We start from the raw sequence: 21,151 nt of genomic DNA on the forward strand, positions 1-21,151 counted from the left end.
CTTAATCAGCGCGGCACGGCCGGTTTCTTCACCGGCTTCTTGCCTTTGCCCTTGGCCGCGTCGGCACGCTCCTTGGCAGCCTGCTGGTTACGCACCTGCGCGGCCGCTTTGGCCTGCTCGCGCTTGTCCCAGGGGTTACCACCCGCAGCGCCGGTGTCACGCGGCGGCAAGCCGGTGTGCTGGGTCAGCATCGGCTTGCTCTTGGTGGTGTCCTTAGCCACTTTGTGGCTACCGGCCGGCGTCGAGTTCTTGCGGCGCGCGCTCTGGTAGCTGTCGGTAGCGGGTTGATGCAGCGGAATCAGCTGGTTCTTACCCGGCCCGATCAGGTCGGCACGACCCATACGGGTCAGCGCCTCGCGCAGCATCGGCCAGCCTTTCGGGTCGTGATAACGCAGGAAGGCCTTGTGCAGGCGGCGCTGCTCTTCGCTCTTGACGATGGTCACGCCATCGCTCTTGTAGCTGACCTTGCGCAGCGGGTTCTTACCCGAGTGGTACATAGCCGTGGCAGTGGCCATTGGCGACGGGTAGAAGGCCTGTACCTGGTCAGCACGGAAACCATTGCCCTTGAGCCACAGGGCCAGGTTCATCATGTCTTCGTCGGTGGTGCCTGGGTGCGCAGCGATAAAGTAGGGGATCAGATACTGCTCTTTGCCCGCCTCTTTCGAGTACTTCTCGAACATGCGCTTGAACTTGTCATAGCTGCCAATGCCCGGCTTCATCATCTGGTTGAGCGGACCTTCCTCGGTGTGCTCCGGGGCGATCTTCAGGTAGCCACCCACATGGTGGGTGACCAGCTCCTTGACATACTCCGGCGACTCCACGGCCAGGTCATAACGCAGCCCCGAGGCAATCAGAATCTTCTTCACGCCAGGCAAAGCCCGGGCGCTGCGGTACAGCTGAATCAAGGCCGAGTGATCGGTGTTCAGGTTCGGGCAGATGCCAGGGAATACGCACGACGGCTTGCGGCACGCGGATTCGATTTCCGGGCTCTTGCAGGCGATGCGGTACATGTTCGCGGTCGGCCCGCCGAGGTCGGAAATCACCCCGGTAAAGCCCGGCACCTTGTCGCGGATCTCTTCGATCTCACGAATGATCGACTCTTCCGAACGGTTCTGGATGATCCGCCCTTCGTGCTCAGTGATCGAGCAGAAGGTGCAGCCACCGAAGCAGCCACGCATAATGTTTACCGAGAAACGGATCATGTCGTAGGCCGGGATCTTCTCCTTGCCGTACGCCGGGTGCGGAACACGCGCGTAGGGCATGCCAAACACGTAGTCCATTTCTTCGGTGGTCATCGGGATGGGCGGTGGGTTGAACCACACATCTACTTCGCCATGCTTCTGCACCAGCGCGCGGGCGTTGCCCGGGTTGGTTTCCAGGTGCAGCACGCGGTTGGCGTGGGCATACAGGACGGGGTCGTTACGCACTTTCTCCATCGACGGCAAACGGATCACCGTCTTGTCGCGGGTCATGCGCGGGCTGGCAAGAAGCTGCACCACCTTCGCCTCGTTCGGATCGTCCTGCGGACCTTTCTCTTGCTCGATGGCGCAGGCCTGGGTGTCCTGAGTGTTCACATACGGGTTGATGATCTTGTCGACCTTGCCCGGCCGGTCGATACGCGTGGAGTCCACCTCGTACCAGCCCTGCGGCGTGTCGCGGCGGATAAACGCAGTGCCACGCACGTCGGTGATGTCTTCGATCTTGTGGCCATAGGACAGGCGCTGGGCCACTTCGACGATGGCGCGCTCGGCATTGCCATACAGCAGGATATCGGCGCTGGCGTCGATCAGGATCGAGTTACGCACACGGTCCTGCCAGTAGTCGTAATGGGCGATGCGGCGCAGCGAGGCTTCGATACCCCCGAGCACGATCGGCACGTTTTTGTAGGCTTCTTTGCAGCGCTGGCTGTACACCAGACTGGCGCGGTCCGGGCGTTTGCCGGCCATACCGCCTGGGGTGTAGGCGTCGTCGGAGCGAATTTTCTTGTCGGCGGTGTAGCGGTTGATCATCGAATCCATGTTGCCGGCCGCGACGCCGAAGAACAGGTTCGGCTCGCCGAGCTTCATAAAGTCGTCTTTCGACTGCCAGTTTGGCTGGGCGATGATGCCGACGCGAAAGCCCTGCGACTCCAGCAGGCGACCGATAATCGCCATGCCAAACGAGGGGTGATCCACATAAGCGTCACCGGTGACGATGATGATGTCGCAGCTGTCCCAGCCAAGCTGATCCATCTCTTCCCGGCTCATCGGCAGGAAAGGTGCTGGCCCGAAACACTCGGCCCAATACTTTGGATAATCGAACAACGGCTTGGCAGTTTGCATGGACATGGAAAGTGACCGGCGGTGGCGAACAGGGATGGAAAATCGCGGGCGCGGAATATAGCACAAATTTTAACCAAACCCGACTTAGACGCTAGGTTAAATGGCTGAAAGACCCATAGCACTGTAGCGGTATCGTAGTGGCTTACGGCTATACTCCGGGCAATAACATCGGTTGCTAATAGCCGGGAAAAGGGGTGAACGTGGTGCAACGCTTAGCTTTTTCAATCCTTACCATGCTGAGCCTAGCCCTCCTGCCTGGCCTGACGAGCGCTGCGCTCACGCTAACGCCTGATAGCAACGGCATTTCCCTAAACGCTGATATCGAGCTGCTGGAAGACAGCAGCGCGCAGTTGGGTATTGCCGACATGGCCGACCCTGCAGTGCAACGTCGCTTCAAACCTGCCAATGGCCGCGCCAGTGTTGGCCAGAGCACTAGCCCCTGGTGGATCAAGGTAACCGTGCAGCGTACGGCCGACGCACCAAGCCAATGGTGGTTGGAAATCAGCTCGGTCACCCAACATGACATGCGCCTGTACCTGCCTGACGAGAGCGGCAACTGGCAAGAGCGCGAATCGGGTGAGCGCGTTAACCACAAGGCTGGCCGCGACCATGACTTCCGGCACATATTGTTCAAACTGCCGGAGCTGGATCAGCAACCCCTGACCTTCTACCTGCGCAGCTATGACCCCGCGGGCAACTCATTCCCGATGCGCGCCTGGCAGCTGGACGACCTGACCCAAACGGCTGCGGAAGAGAACCTGGCGCTCGGTGTGGTCTACGGCATCATCGCCGCTCTGCTGCTGTACAACCTGTTTATCTTTTTCAGCCTGCGCGACTCGGCCTACTTCTGGTATGTGCTGACTACCGCTGGCGCCCTGCTGATGATTGTCAGCATGAGCGGCCATGGTTTCCAGTACCTGTGGCCGAACAACCCCGTTCCCTTCTGGCTGGACCGTGTGACCCTGCCATCAATCTGGGGCTTCTGCGCCTGCCGCTTCACCCAAAGCCTTATGCAAACCCGCACGCACGTGCGCTGGGCGCATCACCTACTGAGCTTTGCCTGCGTCTGCTATGTCATTGCAGTCACCCTAGAAGGTTTCGGCCAACGTCATACGGCGGCTTGGATCATTGCCCTGCTCTCACTGACTAGCATCCCGGCGGCCTTGGGCTCGGCGCTGATTCGCTGGCGTCAGGGCTATTTTCCGGCGCTGCTTTACCTCTGCGGCTACGGCCTGATCCTCGGCAGCATCAGCCTGGCCCTTCTGCGCGCCACGGGGGTCGTGCAGCCGGCTACCTGGAACGCTTATGTGTTCCCACTTTCCGTGGCCGCTGAGTCGATCTTGTTCTCCTTTGCCCTGGCGTATCGCATCCAAACGCTCAAACAGGAAAAAGCCGAAGCACTGGAACAAGCCGACCGCGAAAAGACTGCGCGCCTGGCACAGATGCAGGGCAGCGCCGACGAGCTGCAAAGTGCAGTCAAACTGCGCACTGCAGAGCTGGCACTGGCCAATCAGCAGCTTTGCGAGCGCGAACGCGAACTGCAGCATGCCGCCTTCCATGACCCCCTGACCGAACTACCCAACCGGCGTTTTCTGGTTGAGCGCTGCGAAGCGGCGCTGGCCAATGCCCGCCGACACAGTGAAGCCACCGCCCTGCTGCTGATCGACCTCGACCACTTCAAGCCGATCAACGACAAATACGGCCACGACGCAGGGGACCTGATGCTGCAAACCATCGCCCAGCGCCTGCGCGAGCATGTACGCTCGGGGGATGCTGTCGCGCGCCTGGGCGGCGACGAATTTGCTGTGCTGATCGGCGGTGCGGATGCTGAACAGCACGCCCGCGACATCGCTCGCCGCCTGCTGGACGAGCTGGCCAAACCGGTGGCCTACGGCGCTGACCGTCTGACCGTGACTATCAGCATCGGCGTGGCGCTGTACCCGCGCCACGCCAGCAACTTCACCACCCTGTACAAGGCTGCCGATGAAATGCTCTACAAGGTCAAGAGCCGCGGCCGCTCTGGCTCGGCCGTTTGCGGGGAAGACGGCGAGCTAAGCAGCAGCGCCCGCCTGCAACTGGATGTGCTGAATGTACCCAGCGGGCTGAGCTGAGTTCGACGAGGCTGCGCACACCATGCGCCGCTCGAACAAAACGCCAAACCAACGAACAGCCTGCAATTTCGGCGATCTGCCGTGCTTGTGCCTATACTCGCGAAAAACGTCACTCGACATCGGGAAGTCCGCAGTGCAGCGCATAAGCCTTTCGATCCTTCTGCTGCTGAGCCTATTCAGCGGTACGTCCTACGCGACCCCAATTATGCTGAGCGCCTCCAGCAGCGGCAGCGCATTGAATGAACAGATCGAACTGCTCGAGGATGTCAGTGGAAAACTGACGATTACCGACATGGCCGACCCGGCGGTGCAACGCCGCTTTCAACCCGCCGAAGGACGCGCCACCGTTGGTCAGAGCCGCCACCCCTGGTGGGTCAAGATAACCCTGCAACGCGCAGCAGGTGCACCCAGCCAGTGGTGGCTGGAAAACGCAGGCATCACCATCTTTAACCTGCAACTCTACCTACCCAACGGCCAGAGCGGCTGGAGCATTCGCGAAACGGGGGATGCGGTGCCTTATATGGAGGGCCGCGACCACGCTTACCGGCGCATGGTGTTCAAACTGCCAGCATTGGGCGAAGAGCCGACAACCCTGTATTTCCGCAGCTTCGACCCAGCAGGCAACTCCTTTCCGCTGAAAATCTGGCAACTCTCCGATCTCGAACAGCTGACTGCTAACGAAAACATCGGTTTCGGCCTGATCTACGGAATGATCCTTGCCCTACTGCTGTACAACCTGTTCATCCTGGCGGCCCTGCGCGACCGCGCCTACTTCTGGTACGTGATGGCCACCGCCTGCGTACTGGTGTTTATCCTCAGCATGACCGGCCATGGCTTTCAGTACCTGTGGCCGGACAACCCTGTGCCCTTCTGGCTAGACCGCATCACCCTGCCGTCGCTCTGGGGCATCTTCGTCATGCGTTTCACCCAGGAGTTGCTCTACACCAAGCGTGGCCTGATCTGGCCACACCGCCTGCTCAACGTCGGCTGCGCGCTTTATGTCATCGCCATCGTCATCAACATCTTCGGCTACCGCGCTGAAGGCGCCCTAATGATTGCCCTGACGCCCATCGTCACTGTACCCACCGCACTGTTCAGTGCCGGCGTGCGCTGCTTCCAGGGTTTTGTTCCAGCGCGGTTCTATCTGCTCGGCTACGGCGCAGTGCTGATCAGCACCGTCGTGCTGGTCATGCGCGCAGCCGGCTTGATCGAACCGAGTAACTTCACTGCCTACCTGTTCCCGCTCTCGATTGCCGCCGAAACCATCCTGTTCTCGTTTGCCCTGGCGTATCGCATTCAAATGCTCAAGCAGGAGAAAGCCGAAGCGCTGCAACAAGCCGACCGCGAAAAAACCGCACGCCTGGCCCAGGCCCAGGCCAATGCCGCAGAACTGCAGCACTCGGTTGAACTGCGCACCGCAGAGCTGGCCGCCACCAATGAACGCCTGCGCCAGCGTGAACAGGCGCTGCAACACGCGGCGTTTCACGACCCGCTGACCGAGTTGCCAAACCGCCGCTACCTGGTCGAGCGCTGCGAAACTGCACTGGCCAACGCCCGCCGGCACAGCGAAGCGATTGCCCTGCTGCTGATCGACCTCGATCACTTCAAGCCAATCAACGACAAACACGGCCACGATGCCGGTGACCTGATGTTGCAGCAGATCGCCCTGCGCCTGCGCGAGCATGTGCGCTCGGGCGACGCCGTAGCGCGCCTGGGCGGCGATGAGTTTGCCGTACTGGTGTGCGGTGCCGATGCCGAAGAGCACGCCCGGGAAATCGCCAATCGCCTGCTCGCCGAGCTGGCCAAACCGGTGATGTACGGCGCCGAACGGCTGACCGTGACCATCAGCATCGGCGTGGCGCTGTATCCGCAACACGCCGGCACCTTTACCGCGCTGTACAAGGCGGCCGACGAGATGCTCTACCGGGTCAAGACCCGTGGTCGCTCAGGCTCGGCGGTATGCGGCGAAGACGGCGAGCTGAGCACCAGCGCGCGCCTGCACCTGGATGTGCTCAGCGTGCCCAGCGGCCTGCTCTGACTCAGCTGTTGCGATAGCGCCGTGGCACCCGCACAGTGACCTTGCTGAGCAGCTCGTAGCCAATGGTGCCCGCAGCCTGCGCCACTTCATCCACCGGTAATTGCGCACCCCATAGTTCGACCGCATCACCCACGGCGGCATCGGGCAGATCCGTCAGATCAACTGTCAGCATATCCATGGACACCCGTCCGACCAGCGCCACTCGCTGACCACGGACGATAACCGGCGTGCCGGCCGGGGCATGGCGCGGGTAGCCATCGGCATAGCCACAACTCACAGTGCCTATACGCGACGGCCGCTCGGCGCGCCAGGTGCCGCCATAGCCAACCGCGTCACCCACCGCCACATCGCGGCAGGCAATCAGCTGCGCGGTCAGACTCATGGCCGGGCGCAGGCCCAGCTCAGCCGCGCACAGATCAGCAAAAGGCGTGGCGCCATAGAGCATGATGCCGGGACGCAGCCAATCCATATGTGCAGCCGGGATGGTCAGAATCGCCGCCGAGTTGGCCAGCGAGCGCTGGGCAAAATCCAGATCCAGCAGATCGAGAAACTGCTCAAGCTGTAGCTCGGTGGTTTCACTGCCGCGCTCATCGGCGCAGGCAAAGTGGCTAAGCAGATTCAGCTCGGCCACCTGCGTTGCACCCTGCAAACGGCCGTGCCATTCACGTACGGCAGCGGCGCTAAAACCCAGCCGGTGCATGCCGCTGTCCAGCTTCAGCCACAGATTCAGCGGCCGCACCAGGCTGGCGGCGAGCAAATGCTGCGCCTGCTGCTCGCTGTGCAGCACCACATCCAGGCCCAGCTGCGCGGCAAACTGATACTCCGCCGCCTCGAAGCAGCCTTCAAGCAACAGAATCCGCGCTTCGCCGTGCAAAGCACGTACCTCGGCGGCTTCCTCCAGGCTGGCCACGGCAAAACCATCGGCCAGATCGTGCAGCGCCGTCACCACCTCGCGCACGCCATGCCCGTAGGCATTTGCCTTGACCACCGCAAACGCCTGCCGCCCCGGCGCGCAACGCTTGGCCACCGCGTAGTTATGGGCGATGGCTGACAGATCGATGGTGGCAACAAGAGGACGCATGACAGGGCTCCACGGCAGGCTAAAGCCGAGCATCTTAACCCTCAGCTCCTGGGCTGCAAGCGCCAGGTAGCCCAGCACAAGCCATACACTTGCGGTGCCGCTGCGCGCGACGCAAATTTAATCGCAGCGAGGCAAAAGCTACTGACAATAAGCTGTCAGTAGCCCTCCCCTAGAGTGGGTTCCACAGGCTAAAACGCGCCGTCAGATACTGCCGTGGCCTGTCGCACCCCAACCTTCAAGGAGAGAGAACATGAATGCGATCAACTGGTTCGAGCTATTTGTCAGCAACTTCGAGCGTGCCCGTGGTTTCTATGAACGCGCCCTGGCCACACCGCTGGAGGTTATGGAGGGCATGGGCGGCCGTATGGCACTGTTCCCCCACGCACTGGAAAGCGGTGTCGGCGGCTGCCTGAGCGAGTCTGCCGAGCAACAGAGTGGCATTGGCGGCACCCGCGTCTACCTCAATGTCGAGGGCCAACTGGATGCCGTGGTAAACCGGGTGCCCTCGGCAGGCGGTGTGATTATCCACAGCAAGATGTCCATCGCGCCGCATGGCTTTATCGCTGTGATAAAAGACAGCGAAGGCAATGAAGTGGGCCTGCACAGCATGTCCTAAACCCAGCATTCCGGGCGTGCGCCAGCGCGCCCGGTAATCCAGAGCGAGAACAGCTGAGACCACATGAGACGCGCCGACCGCCTGTTTCAAATCGTGCAGTTCCTGCGCAGCCGTCGCCTGACCACCGCCCAGTGGCTGGCCGAGCGCCTGCAGGTATCGGTGCGCACTATTTATCGCGACATCCAGGACCTCTCCCTTTCCGGAGTGCCGTTGGAAGGTGAAGCAGGCGTCGGCTACGTGCTGCGCCAACCGATGGATTTGCCGCCCTTGATGTTCGAGCGCGAGGAGATTGAGGCGTTGCTCGTGGGCGCGCGCATGGTCAAGGCCTGGGCGGACCCACAACTGCAACGGGCGGCCGAATCGGCACTGGCGAAGATCCACAGCGTGCTGCCCAACGAGCTGCGCGATGAGCTCAATCGCAACCAGCTGTTTGCCCCCGAAACCAATCCGTATCCGTTGCACTGGCTCGGCCAGCTGCGCCAAGCCATACGCCAGCGCCACAAACTGCTGCTCAGCTACCGCGATGAACGCGGAGAAAGCAGCCAGCGCTGCGTCTGGCCGCTAGGGCTGTTCTTCTGGGGACAAACCTGGACCCTGTGCAGCTGGTGTGAGCTGCGCAACGACTTTCGCAACTTCCGCATCGACCGCGTGGAACAGCTGCAGGACCGTGCGGAGACCTTTGAAGCGGTACAGGGCCAACGCCTGGAGGACTACCTCAAACCGTATCTAGGTGAACACGCCACCGCGCCGTCGTACAAAAGCTAAACGCCTGAAGAGCGCGGCTTAGAGTAAGCCAGATCACTCGTCGTCGAACTGATAGCTACCCGGGGCGAGGTTTTCGAAACGCGAGAACTTGCCAAGAAACGCCAGCCGCGCCGTACCCAATGGACCGTTACGCTGCTTGCCGATGATGATTTCGGCCACGCCCTTGTACTCGGTCTCGGGGTGATACACCTCGTCGCGGTAAACGAACATGATGATGTCGGCGTCCTGCTCGATGGCCCCGGATTCACGCAAGTCAGAGTTGATCGGGCGTTTGTTCGGGCGCTGCTCCAGGCCACGGTTAAGCTGCGACAGGGCGATCACCGGGCAGTTGAATTCCTTGGCCAGGGCCTTGAGCGAGCGGGAGATCTCGGAAATCTCGTTCACTCGGCTGTCGCCGCTGGAGCCGGGAATCTGCATCAGCTGCAGGTAGTCGACCATGATCAGGCCGATCTCGCCGTGCTCACGGGCCAGGCGGCGAGTACGCGCGCGCATTTCCGAGGGCGAGATACCGGCGGTATCGTCGATAAACAGCTTGCGGTCATTCAACAGGTTGACCGCCGAGGTCAGGCGCGGCCAATCGTCGTCGTCCAGGCGACCGGCGCGCACCTTGGTCTGGTCGATACGGCCGAGCGAGGCGAGCATACGCATAACGATGGAGTCGGACGGCATCTCCAGCGAGTACACCATCACCACCTTGTCACTGCGCATCAAGGCGTTTTCCACCAGGTTCATGGCGAAGGTGGTCTTACCCATCGACGGTCGACCGGCGACGATGATCAGGTCGGCCGGCTGCAGGCCGCTGGTCAGGTCGTCCAGATCGGTAAAGCCGGTGGACAGACCGGTGATCGCGTCACCAGCATTGAACAGGGTATCGATACGGTCGATGGCCTTGACCAGAATATCGTTGATGCCCACAGGGCCACCGGTCTTAGGTCGCGCCTCGGCGATCTGGAAGATCAGTCGCTCGGCTTCATCGAGAATCTCGGCGCCGGTTCGGCCTTGCGGCATATAGGCGCTGTCGGCGATTTCACCGCTGATGCCAATCAACTGGCGCAGTGTGGCGCGCTCACGAATGATCTGCGCATAGGCCTTGATGTTAGCCACCGAGGGCGTGTTCTTTGCCAGTTCACCGAGGTAGGCCAGGCCACCGACTTGCGACAGCTGCCCTTCCTGGTCCAGCTGCTCGGACACAGTGACCACATCGAAGGGGTGGTTGCGCTCGGCCAGCTTGAAGATCGCGCGGAAGATCAGGCGGTGGTCGTGCCTATAGAAGTCGCCATCGGACACCGCATCGAGCACCCGCTCCCAGGCATTGTTATCGAGCATCAGGCCACCCAGCACGGCTTGCTCCGCCTCGATCGAGTGCGGCGGCACCTTCAGGGCTGAGGTTTGCAGGTCGTACTGTTCGGGCAGGCTGATGTCGTTCATAAGGCTCGGGCAAAGAATTCTGTGTTGGAAAAACAAAGGGCACGGAATCGCTTTCGCAATGCCGTGCCCGATGTTAGCGAGCCTGCACTCAAGTGCAAGCCCGTTGAGCAGCCAGTTAGGCGGCTACAACAACAACCTTAACGGTTGCTTCAACGTCGCTGTGCAGGTGCACGGCTACGTCGTATTCGCCGAGTTGACGAATGGTGCCGTTCGGCAGACGCACTTCAGCTTTGGCCACTTCAACGCCGGAGGCGGTCAGGGCTTCAGCGATGTCGTGAGTACCGATGGAGCCGAACAGTTTGCCTTCATCGCCCGCAGTAGCGGTGATGGTGACTTCCAGTTCAGCCAACTGAGCAGCGCGGGATTCAGCGTACGCTTTCTTCTCGGCAGCCAGTTTTTCCAGCTCGGCGCGACGCGCTTCGAACGCAGCAACGTTTGCGGCGGTAGCAGCGGTAGCTTTGCCTTGCGGCAGCAGGAAGTTACGACCGTAACCGGCCTTAACATTCACTTTATCGCCCAGGTTGCCCAGGTTGGCGATTTTTTCCAGCAGGATCAGTTCCATTTGGTAATAACCTCTTAACTTTTAACCTTCACCGTTCGCGGGGCCCGAGCCTTGTTTGCGCTCAAAGCGACCACGAAAATCAAGCAGACTGTCGACAATGGCCAAAACCACCAGTAACGGATAAGTCAGCTGCATAAACAGCAACAGCGTGATGTACAACCCGACCAGCCAGAACTTACCTAGCCGACCTTGCGCCACCATCCCATGCAACAGGGCGATGCCCGCAAACGCCAACGGCACACTGCACAACGGCGTCAGCATGGCCATTTGCGGACCCAGATTGGGCCCCAACAGCATGCCAACCAGCAGCAACATCGCCAGCGGGGTCGGGAGGCGTAGCGCGCGAAACTCGCGACCAAAACCACCCGGGTTATACAACTGCGCCTGCCAGAAGCGCCCAAGCATCAGGCTCAACAAGCTGACTATCTGCAACAACGCCGCGATCAATCCGGTCAGTACCGGTGCAATCAGGCTATCCAGACGCGCTCGCTCATCCACCGACAGCTGTTGGTGAATCCCATCGAGCATTTGCGGCATCAGCTTTTGCAGCTCAAGCGCCATTGCCTCGATGGGTTCGCGGAACACCGCACCCAAGACCAACCCATACACCAGGCCCAATGCCACGCTGCACAGCAGCACACGATTCCAGGACAGGTTGGCGCGTAACAACAACGCCAATCCCAGCGCACCGAGCAACACCAACAGGGTGCGCGGCTCACCGAAATACCACCAGCCAATGGCCGGCAGCAGGGCCCAGGCGAGGATGCCAATGGCATCACTCCAACCGCGCCGCAGAAGCACCAAGCTTCCAGCGGCAGCACTCAACCAGAACAACAGCGGCAACGCCGCAGAAACCACCACTACGAGAGTGGCCTGCATACGGCCGCGCATAATGAATTCAGCTAAGGCGCGCATGCGATCTATCCCTTACTTCTTGTCGAACATCCGGTCTCAGCGGCCGTGGCTGTCGGTGTAAGGCAGCAGGGCCAGGAAGCGGGCGCGCTTGATAGCGGTAGCCAGCTGACGCTGATAACGAGCCTTAGTACCGGTGATACGGCTAGGAACGATCTTGCCGGTTTCCGAGATGTAAGCTTTCAGCGTGTTGAGATCTTTGAAATCGATCTCTTTCACTTCTTCTGCAGTAAAACGGCAGAATTTACGACGACGGAAGAAACGTGCCATGAGAGTGGCTCCTCAATAGATCCGTGGATTACTCGTCAGCGTTGTCGCTGTCGTTGTTGTCGCTGTCATCGCCATCAACAGAATCGGCGTTGTCAGGACGGTCACGACGCTCACGGCGCTCACTGCGGTTTTCTTCGGCCTTGAGCATCTCGGACTGGTCAGTAACGGCCTCGTCGCGACGGATGACCAGGTTACGGATCACGGCATCGTTGTAACGGAAGTTGTCTTCCAGCTCAGCCAGGGCTTTGCCGGTGCACTCAACGTTAAGCATCACGTAGTGAGCCTTGTGGACGTTGTTGATGGCGTAAGCCAGCTGACGACGACCCCAATCTTCCAGGCGGTGAATCTTGCCGCCGTCTTCTTCGATCAGCTTGGTGTAACGCTCAACCATGCCGCCGACTTGCTCGCTCTGGTCCGGGTGAACCAGAAAGATGATTTCGTAATGACGCATAAATGCTCCTTACGGGTTGTAGCCTGCCGCTAAATGCGGTCAGGCAAGGAGTGAATTTCACTTGTTTGTCTTGCTGAAACAGAAAGGCGCAAAAGCGCCTGCCGTCGCGGCAAGGGGCGACATTCTAGTGAAGCCCCCCGCTACACGCAAGGTGAACTGGTGATTATTTGAACAACTCGACGCGAATGCTCGAGCAGGGAAGCCACTGCTGCAGCGCCACAGCAGCGAGCGCCCGCAGGCACCCGCACCGTGCTACTTCTTGCCGCCAGCCTTGCGCTGACGCAATGCCTCAAACAGGCACACACCTGTTGCCACCGACACATTGAGGCTGCTGACGCTGCCTGCCATCGGCAGCTTGACCAGGTAATCACAGTGCTCACGGGTCAGCCGCCGCATGCCTTTACCTTCGGCGCCCATGATCAGCACGGTCGGCCCGGTCAGATCATGCTCGTACAACTCCATCTCAGCCTCGCCGGCCGTGCCAACAACCCACAGGCCGCGCTGCTGGAGCTTCTCCAGGCTGCGCGCCAGGTTGGTCACCGCCACCAGCGGAATCACCTCCGCCGCACCGCAGGCAACTTTGCGCACAGTGGCATTGAGCGTGGCGGATTTGTCCTTCGGCACGATCACCGCCAGCGCACCGGCCGCATCGGCGGTGCGCAGGCAAGCACCGAGATTGTGCGGGTCGGTCACGCCGTCGAGCACCAGCAACAAAGGTGCGCCCTCGGTGCGGTCAAGCAGCTCATCGAGCATCGCCTCGCCCCAGACCTGACTAGGGCTGACATCGGCGACTACACCCTGATGCACACCACCCTCTACCCAGGCATCCATCTCACGACGCTCGCACTGGCCGACCGCGACTCGTGCATCCGCTGCCAGCGCCAGCAGCACCTGCACTCGCGGGTCATTACGCCCCTCGGCCAGCCAAATCTGCTTGACCCGCTTCGGGTGATGACGCAGCAACGCCTCTACGGAATGCACACCATAGATCTTTTCCAGCTGACTCATGACTTCGCCTTACGCTTGCGTGCACCGCCAGGTGCCGGCGCCCCACCTGCAGGCGCGCCCTTGCGATGCGCGCCCGGCTTGCCAGCCTTGCTGGTCGGCTTGACCGACTCCCCCTTGGCGGACGAGCTTTTACTGGTTTTGCCCTTTGAATCACTGAGCAGCGATTTTTTCAGCGCGCGACTCTTTTCAACGTCGGTATTGCCTGGCGCGGCACGTTCGCCGCGACGCCCGGTTTTACCCGCCGCCGATTCAAAACCACCGCGGCGCTGACCGGCCGGCACTGCCGTTTTACCTTCAGCCAGCTCGAAATCGATCTTGCGCTCGTCCAGATCGACGCGCATGACCTTGACCTCAACGCTATCGCCCAGACGGAAGCTGCGACCACTGCGCTCGCCCGCCAGACGGTGATGCACGGGGTCGAAGTGGTAGTAGTCGCCCGGCAGGGCGGTGACGTGCACTAGACCTTCGACGTAGATGTCCTTCAGCTCGACGAACAGACCAAAGCCCGTCACCGCCGTGATCACACCCGGAAAGGTTTCGCCGACGCGATCCTTCATAAACTCGCACTTGAGCCAGTTCACCACATCGCGGGTGGCCTCATCGGCGCGACGCTCGGACATCGAACATTGCTCGCCGAGCTGCTCGAGAATCGCATCATCGTAGGGGTAGATCCGCGCACGCGGCATGATCGTCGCGCCGGCACGCTTGACGTGCGGGGTATCAAGCTTGGAACGGACCACACTGCGAATTGCCCGATGAATCAACAGATCCGGGTAGCGACGAATTGGCGAGGTGAAGTGCGCATACGCCTCGTAATTCAGACCAAAGTGACCCTGATTGTCCGCGCTGTACACCGCCTGACTGAGCGAGCGCAGCATTACGGTCTGGATCAGGTGGTAATCCGGACGTTCACGAATGCTTTCCAGCAGCAGCTGGTAGTCCTTGGGCGACGGACCGTCCTTGGACTTGCCACGGTGCAACGACAGGCCCAGCTCGGTGAGGAATGCTTTGAGCTTCTCCACGCGCTCCGGCGGCGGGCAATCATGCACGCGATACAGAGCCGGAATTTCATGCTTCTGCATAAACGCAGCCGTGGCTACGTTGGCGGCCAGCATGCATTCTTCGATCAACTTGTGCGCATCGTTGCGCTGGGTTGGGCGAATCTCGGCGATCTTGCGACCGGCACCGAAGATGATCCGAGTTTCCTGGGTTTCAAAATCGATGGCGCCGCGCTCATGGCGCGCAGCCAACAGCACCTGATACAGCGAATACAGCTGCTTGAGGTGCGGCAGTACTTCTTTGTATTCGCCACGCAGTGCCTTGCCTTCACTACCCTTGGGCTGCTCAAGCATGGCGCTGACTTTGTTGTAGGTCAGACGCGCGTGGGAATGGATAACCGCTTCGTAGAACTGGTAATCGGTCATCTTGCCGGTCTTCGAGATACTGATCTCGCACACCATGGCCAGGCGATCGACGTGCGGGTTCAGCGAGCACAGTCCGTTGGACAACTCCTCCGGCAGCATCGGGATAACCCGCTCCGGGAAGTACACCGAGTTGCCACGCACCTGAGCCTCGGCGTCCAGCGCAGAATCGATCTTCACATAATGGGAAACGTCGGCGATGGCGACATAGAGCTTCCAGCCGCCGGAGAACAGCCGCCAGTTACTGCCGTTTTTCTCGCAATACACCGCGTCATCGAAGTCGCGGGCATCTTCACCGTCGATGGTAACGAACGGCAGATGGCGCAGATCGATGCGCTTCTCTTTGTCCTTCTCTTCGACTTCTGGCTTGAGCTTGCGCGCTTCTTTCACTACAGCTTCGGGCCAGACGTGGGGAATGTCGTAGCTGCGCAGGGCAACGTCGATTTCCATGCCCGGCGCCATATAGTTGCCAACCACTTCAACCACATCGCCCTGGGGCTGGAAGCGTGTAGTCGGCCAGTGGGTGATTTTCACCTCAACAAACTGCCCCTGCTTGGCGCCGGCGTTACGCCCTGGCGTTACCAGCACTTCCTGCTGAATTTTCGGGTTATCGGCGACTACAAAGCCGACACCGCTTTCTTCGTAATAACGACCAACAATGCTTTCGTGGGCGCGGGAGATCACTTCAACCACGGCACCTTCACGACGACCACGACGGTCAAGGCCGGAAACCCGCGCCAGCGCACGGTCGCCATCGAACACCAGGCGCATTTGCGCAGGGCTCAGGAACAGGTCATCGCTGCCGTCATCCGGCACCAGAAAGCCAAAGCCATCGCGATGCCCGCTGACGCGACCCAGGATCAGGTCAAGCTTGTCGACCGGGGCATAGGTGCCGCGACGGGTATAGATCAGTTGACCATCGCGCTCCATGGCGCGCAGACGACGACGCAGCGCTTCGAGCTGCTCTTCAGTGGCCATGCCAAACTCATCGGCCAGCTCTTCACGGCTCGCCGGGGAGCCACGGTCAGACAAGTGCTGCAGGATCAGCTCGCGACTTGGAATGGGGTTTTCGTATTTTTCCGCTTCACGAGCGGCCTCGGGATCGAGGGATTGCCAATCGGCCATTAGAGGTAATTCACCTTATCTACACAAATTCGGTTTGCCATGTGCCTATTGAAGCGCGAAACCACTGTCCAGGTCAGCCCGGCACACAGAATAAAATTTTTTAACAACAGGGGTTTACAAGTAAAAACGTGATCCGTATTATGCGCGCCACAACGACGGGAAACGAAGTTAACCGAGTTGTAGTTGATAGCAAATAAGCAAGTTTTGCAATCAATGCCCAGGTGGTGAAATTGGTAGACACGCCAGCTTCAGGTGCTGGTGACCTTACGGTCGTGGAAGTTCGAGTCTTCTCCTGGGCACCAATTCAAAAAACCGAGCCACTGGCTCGGTTTTTTATTACCTGCGATTTAACCCGTCGCAGCGCAACCAATCCGGCGGGCACTTACGCATGCCCGCCCTGATCCAGCTTAAACGCGAAACTGCCCCAGGCTGGCCTTGAGCTTCTTCGCCAAGCCGTCCAACACCCGACCACTATTCGCCGTCGCGGCCACAGCCTCCGCTGCCCGCTGCGCCTCGCGATGAATCACCTCGACACGGCCACGCACAGCATCCGCCCCCTCGGCCTGATGCGCAGCTGCTTCGGTCGCGGTATTGATTGCGCCATGCACCTCCTCCACCGCCTCACGCACCGACTGCTGCACCCGCGCACTTTCACGTAATGCAGCCAAGCCCTGATCCGCCTGCTTACCTGCCTGACCAATCGCCTCAACCGCTTCGCGCGCGCCCTGTTGCAGCGCGCCGATATGGGTCTGGATATCGCCGGTGGACTGCTGCGTTTTGCTGGCCAGCGCACGCACTTCATCCGCCACCACAGCAAAACCGCGACCGCTTTCACCCGCACGCGCAGCCTCAATTGCCGCATTCAGGGCCAACAGGTTGGTTTGCTCGGCAATTGAGCGAATTACCGTCAGCACCACTTCAATCTGCTCGCTCTGCTTAGCCAGCCGCTCGATGACTGCCGAACCGGTCTCCACACGCCGCACCAATTCTTCGATCGAACCACCCACACGCAGCGCAATCGCGGCATTGTCATCCGCGGCCTGACGAATCGCCCCGACGCGCTGCAACGCCTCGCGCATGGCATGACTTTCCGCCTGCGCCTCACCGGCCATTTCCGCCAGCGCCTGCAGACTGCCCGCCACCTCATCGCGCTGACGCTCAGCCGCCGACTCGGCCGCCGCACTGCGCGAGGCCAGATTGCCGATTTCCTGCCCGGTGAGCGATGCCACTTCTCCCGCCTCGCGCACAATCGGCTGCAACTTGGCGACGAAGCGATTGACTGCCGCCGCCATATCGCCAATTTCATCACGACTATTGAGCTCGACCCGACGCGTCAAATCCCCCTCACCCGCCGCCCAGTCATTCAGTACCGCGATCAAGGTATGCAGCTTGCTGACCACTCGCCGCCCCAGCACCAGCGCCAACACCAACAAAATCACCAGCGCCACCAGCGCCAGGCCCATACTGATATTCCAACGCAAACCGGCTGCGGCTTGCTGCACCACCTTGCGACTGCTCTGCTCCATACCGCCGGCAGCCTCACGCGCAACGCTCAAGCGCGCCGCCAGGGCATCCGCACTGCTGCTGGCCGCACCACTCAAACTGTCGGAAACCAGCTGCCCACTACTGTCGATCAGGCTGACGAAACGCTGATCCAACTTCGCCAGCTCCTCGTCCACCGACGCAGTAGAAACCCCCAGCAGAACCTTGCCGATGTCCGAACCCATCGGGCTGATCGTCGCTTCAGCGATATACACACCCGGATCACTGGCGGCAGCCTGCAGCACCTTATCCAGCGCGCCATCACCCTCGCCTTTGGCCATCAGCGCACGCACACGGGAGTCCTGCCGATTGAGGTGACGCGTCAGGCGCTCGCCTTGCGCATCGAGGTACACCGCAAATAGCACTGCCGGATTGCGATGAGCACCGCGCACCAACTCGGTCAACGCCGGCACATCAGCGTCCCAGATCGCCTTCGGCGCAACCGCCGAGAGCAGCTGCGCCAACTCATCCGCCGAACGCTTGAGGTTGCTATCCAGAACCCCACGAATCTGCGCCTGCTCCTCGGCCAATCTGCTGGATAGGCCTTTAGCCAACTGCGCCTGAGTACTGGCAGAAAGGCTGTCCAGGCCGCCACGCACCTCATCTCCGGCCTTGGTCAGCTCACCCACCAGGCGCGCTGTATCGGCCTGCATGCCTTTGGCCAAATCCGCCTCCAGCGTCGCCACCGTAGTGCGGGTCAAGGCCACAGCCACAACCACCTGCACCAACAGGGCCACGCCCAGCGCGAGAAACACCGGCAATAGCAAGCGACTGCGCAACACAGAAATAATGGCAAACACGGCAGACACTCCTGACAACGGTAATGCCTATAACGGCGGGAAAGCTGATTTATAAAGGCTAGCCCGGATATTTTTACGTGGGCCAGAAACGACAAAGGGCCGCCAATTGGCGACCCCCTGTGCACTGCCTGTGACTATCAGGCAAACGGATGACGCAACACAATAGTCTCGTTGCGGTCCGGGCCGGTGGAAACGATGTCAATCGGCGCACCGACCAACTCTTCCACACGTTTGATGTAGGCACGCGCCGCTGCGGGCAGCTCTTCCAGGGTTTTCGCACCCAGGGTCGATTCGCTCCAACCCGGCAGCTCTTCGTAAACCGGCTGCAGACCCAGATAGCTGTCAGCATCCGTCGGCGCATCAACCAGCACATCACCATTCTGGTCTTTGTAGCCCACGCAGATACGGATGGTTTCCAGGCCGTCGAGCACGTCGAGCTTGGTCAGGCACAGACCGGAGATGCTGTTGATTTCGATGGCGCGACGCAGGATCACCGCATCAAACCAACCGCAGCGACGGGCGCGACCGGTGGTGGAACCGAACTCATGGCCACGCTTGGCGAGGAACGCGCCGGTTTCATCAAACAGCTCGGTCGGGAACGGACCCGAGCCAACACGGGTGGTGTAGGCCTTGGTGATACCGAGGATGTAATCCAGATACATCGGACCAAAACCGGAACCGGTGGCAATACCGCCAGCAGTGGTGTTGGAACTGGTGACGTAGGGGTAAGTGCCGTGGTCAATATCCAGCAGCGAGCCCTGGGCGCCTTCGAACATGATGTCCTTGCCCTCACGACGCATGTCGTGCAGCACGGCGGTCACGTCGGTCATCATCGGCTTGAGCAGCTCGGCGTATTCCATGCACTCGTCGAGTGTCTTCTGGAAGTCGATGGCCGGCTCTTTGTAGTAATTGACCAGTACGAAGTTGTGGTAATCCAGCAGTTCGCCGAGTTTGGCGGCGAAACGCTCACGGTGGAACAGATCACCAATGCGCAGACCACGGCGCGCCACCTTGTCCTCGTAAGCCGGGCCGATACCACGGCCGGTAGTGCCGATCTTGGCATCACCGCGAGCTTTCTCACGCGCCTGATCGAGGGCCACGTGATACGGCAGGATCAGCGGGCAGGATGGACTGATACGCAGACGCTCACGCACCGGCACGCCCTTCTCTTCCAGCTTGATGATTTCACGCATCAACGCATCGGGCGCAACCACCACGCCGTTGCCGATCAGGCACTGCACATTTTCGCGCAGAATGCCGGAGGGGATCAGGTGCAGAACGGTCTTCTCGCCGTCGATCACCAGGGTGTGGCCAGCATTATGACCGCCCTGATAACGCACAACAGCTGCAGCCTGTTCGGTCAGCAGGTCGACGATCTTGCCCTTGCCTTCATCGCCCCACTGGGTGCCCAGGACTACGACATTCTTACCCATAACACTAACCCTCTTCGCAAACTTGATGCCGGCCACAGCCGACGGAAACTTTTCGCACGACCACTCAGGCTGTCAGCGCAGCCAACTGCCAGCGGCCATCACGCAACAGCAGCAGACGATCACAGCCTGCCGCCTCGGCATCAGCCGCGACCTGCCCAGGCAATGCCTGAACTACGCGCTGACCGTCCTGACGCAAACGCACAATCGCCTGCCACAAAAACACATCATGGTTGTCCGGCGCCCATATTCCGGCCGGCTCTTCACCCAACTGCATCTGCCCCAGGCTTACCAGGGTTTTCAGGTCGGTGGAGAAGCCTGTCGCCGGACGCGCTCGGCCAAAGTCGGCACCGATGTCGTCATAGCGGCCGCCCTGGGCGATGGCATAGCCCACGCCCGGGACGAAGGCCGCGAACACCACACCGGTGTGGTAGTGATAGCCGCGCAGCTCGCCAAGATCGAAGTACAGCGGTAATTCCGGGTAGCGCAAGCTCAGTGCGTCGGCAATCGCCATCAGATCATCCAGCGCCGCATGTACGTCATCAGGCGCATCGACCAGGCAAGCCTGAGCCAGATCCAACACCTCACGTCCACCGCACAGCTCACTGAGCGCACGCAGCATCTTGCGCAGGTCATCCGGCAGGGTTTCGGTAAGCTCGATAACCTCATCCATCGCCTTACGCTGCAGCGCATCGAACAGCTGCTGCTCGACCTCGCCAGACAGCTCGGCGGCGCGCGCCAGGCCACGATAGATACCGACATGACCAAGATCCATGTGCACATCCGGCACCGCCGCCAGCTCAAGGGTGTTGACCAGCAGACTGATCACTTCCACATCGCTGGCCGGGCTGGCGTCGCCATACAGCTCGGCACCTAGCTGAATCGGGCTGCGCGACGTAGTCAGCGCACGCGGCTGGGCATGCACCACGCTACCGGCGTAGCACAGACGGCTCGGCCCTTCGCGGCGCAGGGTATGCGCATCGATGCGCGCCACCTGCGGCGTGATATCGGCACGAAAGCCCATCTGCCGGCCGGACAGCGGGTCGGTCACCTTGAAGGTGCGCAGATCCAGATCCTGGCCCGCGCCAGTCAGCAGCGATTCCAGGTACTCGATATGCGGGGTCACCACAAATTCATAGCCCCAGCGCTGGAACAGATCCAGCACCTGACGGCGCGCCACCTCAATACGCCCTGCGTACGGTGGCAGTACTTCTTCGATGCCATCTGGCAGCAGCCAGCGGTCTACCGTTGCCATTTCGCCATTCCCCTC

The 21,151-nt window shown here is 60.6% G+C and carries 16 protein-coding genes and 1 tRNA gene; 5 read left to right on the plus strand and 12 right to left on the minus strand.

Annotated elements, in window-relative coordinates; all coding sequences use genetic code 11:
• Positions 1–5: 5 nt before the first annotated feature.
• The gene (locus tag Q8M42_RS07345) at positions 6–2,321 is read right to left on the minus strand and encodes a YgiQ family radical SAM protein (protein WP_304869532.1); all 2,316 of its coding nucleotides are present in this window, start codon (positions 2,319–2,321) and stop codon (positions 6–8) included.
• A 233-nt stretch (positions 2,322–2,554) separates the two neighbouring features.
• Here Q8M42_RS07345 and Q8M42_RS07350 point away from each other — a divergent pair, with 233 nt between their 5' ends.
• Complete coding sequence (locus Q8M42_RS07350) at positions 2,555–4,432, plus strand: diguanylate cyclase (RefSeq protein ID WP_304869406.1); 1,878 nt, start codon at positions 2,555–2,557, stop codon at positions 4,430–4,432.
• 205 nt (positions 4,433–4,637) lie between these two features.
• On the plus strand, positions 4,638–6,470 hold the full coding sequence (locus Q8M42_RS07355) for a diguanylate cyclase (protein ID WP_304869530.1): 1,833 nt from the start codon (positions 4,638–4,640) through the stop codon (positions 6,468–6,470).
• A 1-nt stretch (position 6,471) separates the two neighbouring features.
• On the opposite strand, the gene alr is transcribed toward Q8M42_RS07355, so the two are convergent.
• Positions 6,472–7,551: an alanine racemase gene (gene alr / locus Q8M42_RS07360; protein ID WP_304869405.1), complete on the minus strand. Its 1,080-nt coding sequence runs from the start codon at positions 7,549–7,551 to the stop codon at positions 6,472–6,474.
• A gap of 250 nt (positions 7,552–7,801) precedes the next feature.
• Between alr and Q8M42_RS07365 the strand changes: the two genes are divergently transcribed.
• Together Q8M42_RS07365 and Q8M42_RS07370 are read left to right on the plus strand one after the other, a co-directional pair.
• Positions 7,802–8,167: a VOC family protein gene (locus Q8M42_RS07365; protein ID WP_275960567.1), complete on the plus strand. Its 366-nt coding sequence runs from the start codon at positions 7,802–7,804 to the stop codon at positions 8,165–8,167.
• A gap of 63 nt (positions 8,168–8,230) precedes the next feature.
• The gene (locus tag Q8M42_RS07370) at positions 8,231–8,932 is read left to right on the plus strand and encodes a YafY family protein (protein WP_304869403.1); all 702 of its coding nucleotides are present in this window, start codon (positions 8,231–8,233) and stop codon (positions 8,930–8,932) included.
• Positions 8,933–8,965: 33 nt separating this feature from the next.
• Here the strand turns inward: Q8M42_RS07370 and dnaB are convergent, their stop codons facing one another.
• From dnaB to rnr, 7 genes are all read right to left on the minus strand, one after another.
• On the minus strand, positions 8,966–10,360 hold the full coding sequence (gene dnaB / locus Q8M42_RS07375; RefSeq protein ID WP_304869401.1) for a replicative DNA helicase: 1,395 nt from the start codon (positions 10,358–10,360) through the stop codon (positions 8,966–8,968).
• Positions 10,361–10,475: 115 nt separating this feature from the next.
• Entirely contained in the window at positions 10,476–10,922 is a 447-nt protein-coding gene (gene rplI / locus Q8M42_RS07380; RefSeq protein WP_275960565.1) for a 50S ribosomal protein L9, read from the minus strand.
• 21 nt (positions 10,923–10,943) lie between these two features.
• A complete protein-coding gene (locus Q8M42_RS07385; protein ID WP_304869399.1) occupies positions 10,944–11,837 on the minus strand; it encodes a hypothetical protein in 894 nt (297 codons plus the stop codon).
• Positions 11,838–11,873: 36 nt separating this feature from the next.
• Positions 11,874–12,104 carry a 30S ribosomal protein S18 gene (gene rpsR / locus Q8M42_RS07390; protein ID WP_069519637.1) on the minus strand — a complete coding sequence of 77 codons (231 nt, stop codon included), beginning with the start codon at positions 12,102–12,104 and terminating at the stop codon, positions 11,874–11,876.
• Between the two features lie 28 nt (positions 12,105–12,132).
• Positions 12,133–12,555 (minus strand): 30S ribosomal protein S6, encoded by a 423-nt coding sequence (rpsF, locus tag Q8M42_RS07395; protein WP_090249650.1) that lies wholly within the window; start codon positions 12,553–12,555, stop codon positions 12,133–12,135.
• A gap of 252 nt (positions 12,556–12,807) precedes the next feature.
• Entirely contained in the window at positions 12,808–13,563 is a 756-nt protein-coding gene (rlmB, locus tag Q8M42_RS07400; protein ID WP_304864138.1) for a 23S rRNA (guanosine(2251)-2'-O)-methyltransferase RlmB, read from the minus strand.
• Positions 13,560–16,109, minus strand: a complete 2,550-nt coding sequence (rnr, locus tag Q8M42_RS07405; RefSeq protein ID WP_304864136.1) for a ribonuclease R — start codon at positions 16,107–16,109, stop codon at positions 13,560–13,562. Before rnr ends, rlmB begins: the two co-directional genes overlap by 4 nt.
• Positions 16,110–16,324: 215 nt before the next feature.
• On the opposite strand from rnr, the gene Q8M42_RS07410 reads away from it, so the two are divergent.
• A tRNA-Leu gene (locus Q8M42_RS07410) sits at positions 16,325–16,411 on the plus strand.
• Between the two features lie 105 nt (positions 16,412–16,516).
• Here Q8M42_RS07410 and Q8M42_RS07415 read toward each other — a convergent pair.
• The 3 genes from Q8M42_RS07415 to Q8M42_RS07425 all read right to left on the minus strand — a co-directional run bounded on the left by Q8M42_RS07415 (position 16,517) and on the right by Q8M42_RS07425 (position 21,136).
• Positions 16,517–18,451, minus strand: a complete 1,935-nt coding sequence (locus tag Q8M42_RS07415; RefSeq protein WP_304864134.1) for a methyl-accepting chemotaxis protein — start codon at positions 18,449–18,451, stop codon at positions 16,517–16,519.
• A gap of 137 nt (positions 18,452–18,588) precedes the next feature.
• A complete protein-coding gene (locus Q8M42_RS07420; protein WP_167142979.1) occupies positions 18,589–19,884 on the minus strand; it encodes an adenylosuccinate synthase in 1,296 nt (431 codons plus the stop codon).
• 64 nt (positions 19,885–19,948) lie between these two features.
• On the minus strand, positions 19,949–21,136 hold the full coding sequence (locus tag Q8M42_RS07425) for an ATP phosphoribosyltransferase regulatory subunit (protein WP_304864130.1): 1,188 nt from the start codon (positions 21,134–21,136) through the stop codon (positions 19,949–19,951).
• Positions 21,137–21,151: the final 15 nt, after the last annotated feature.

Source organism: Pseudomonas sp. (genome assembly GCF_030684895.1).
In the GTDB taxonomy this organism is placed as follows: Bacteria; Pseudomonadota; Gammaproteobacteria; order Pseudomonadales; family Pseudomonadaceae; genus Aquipseudomonas.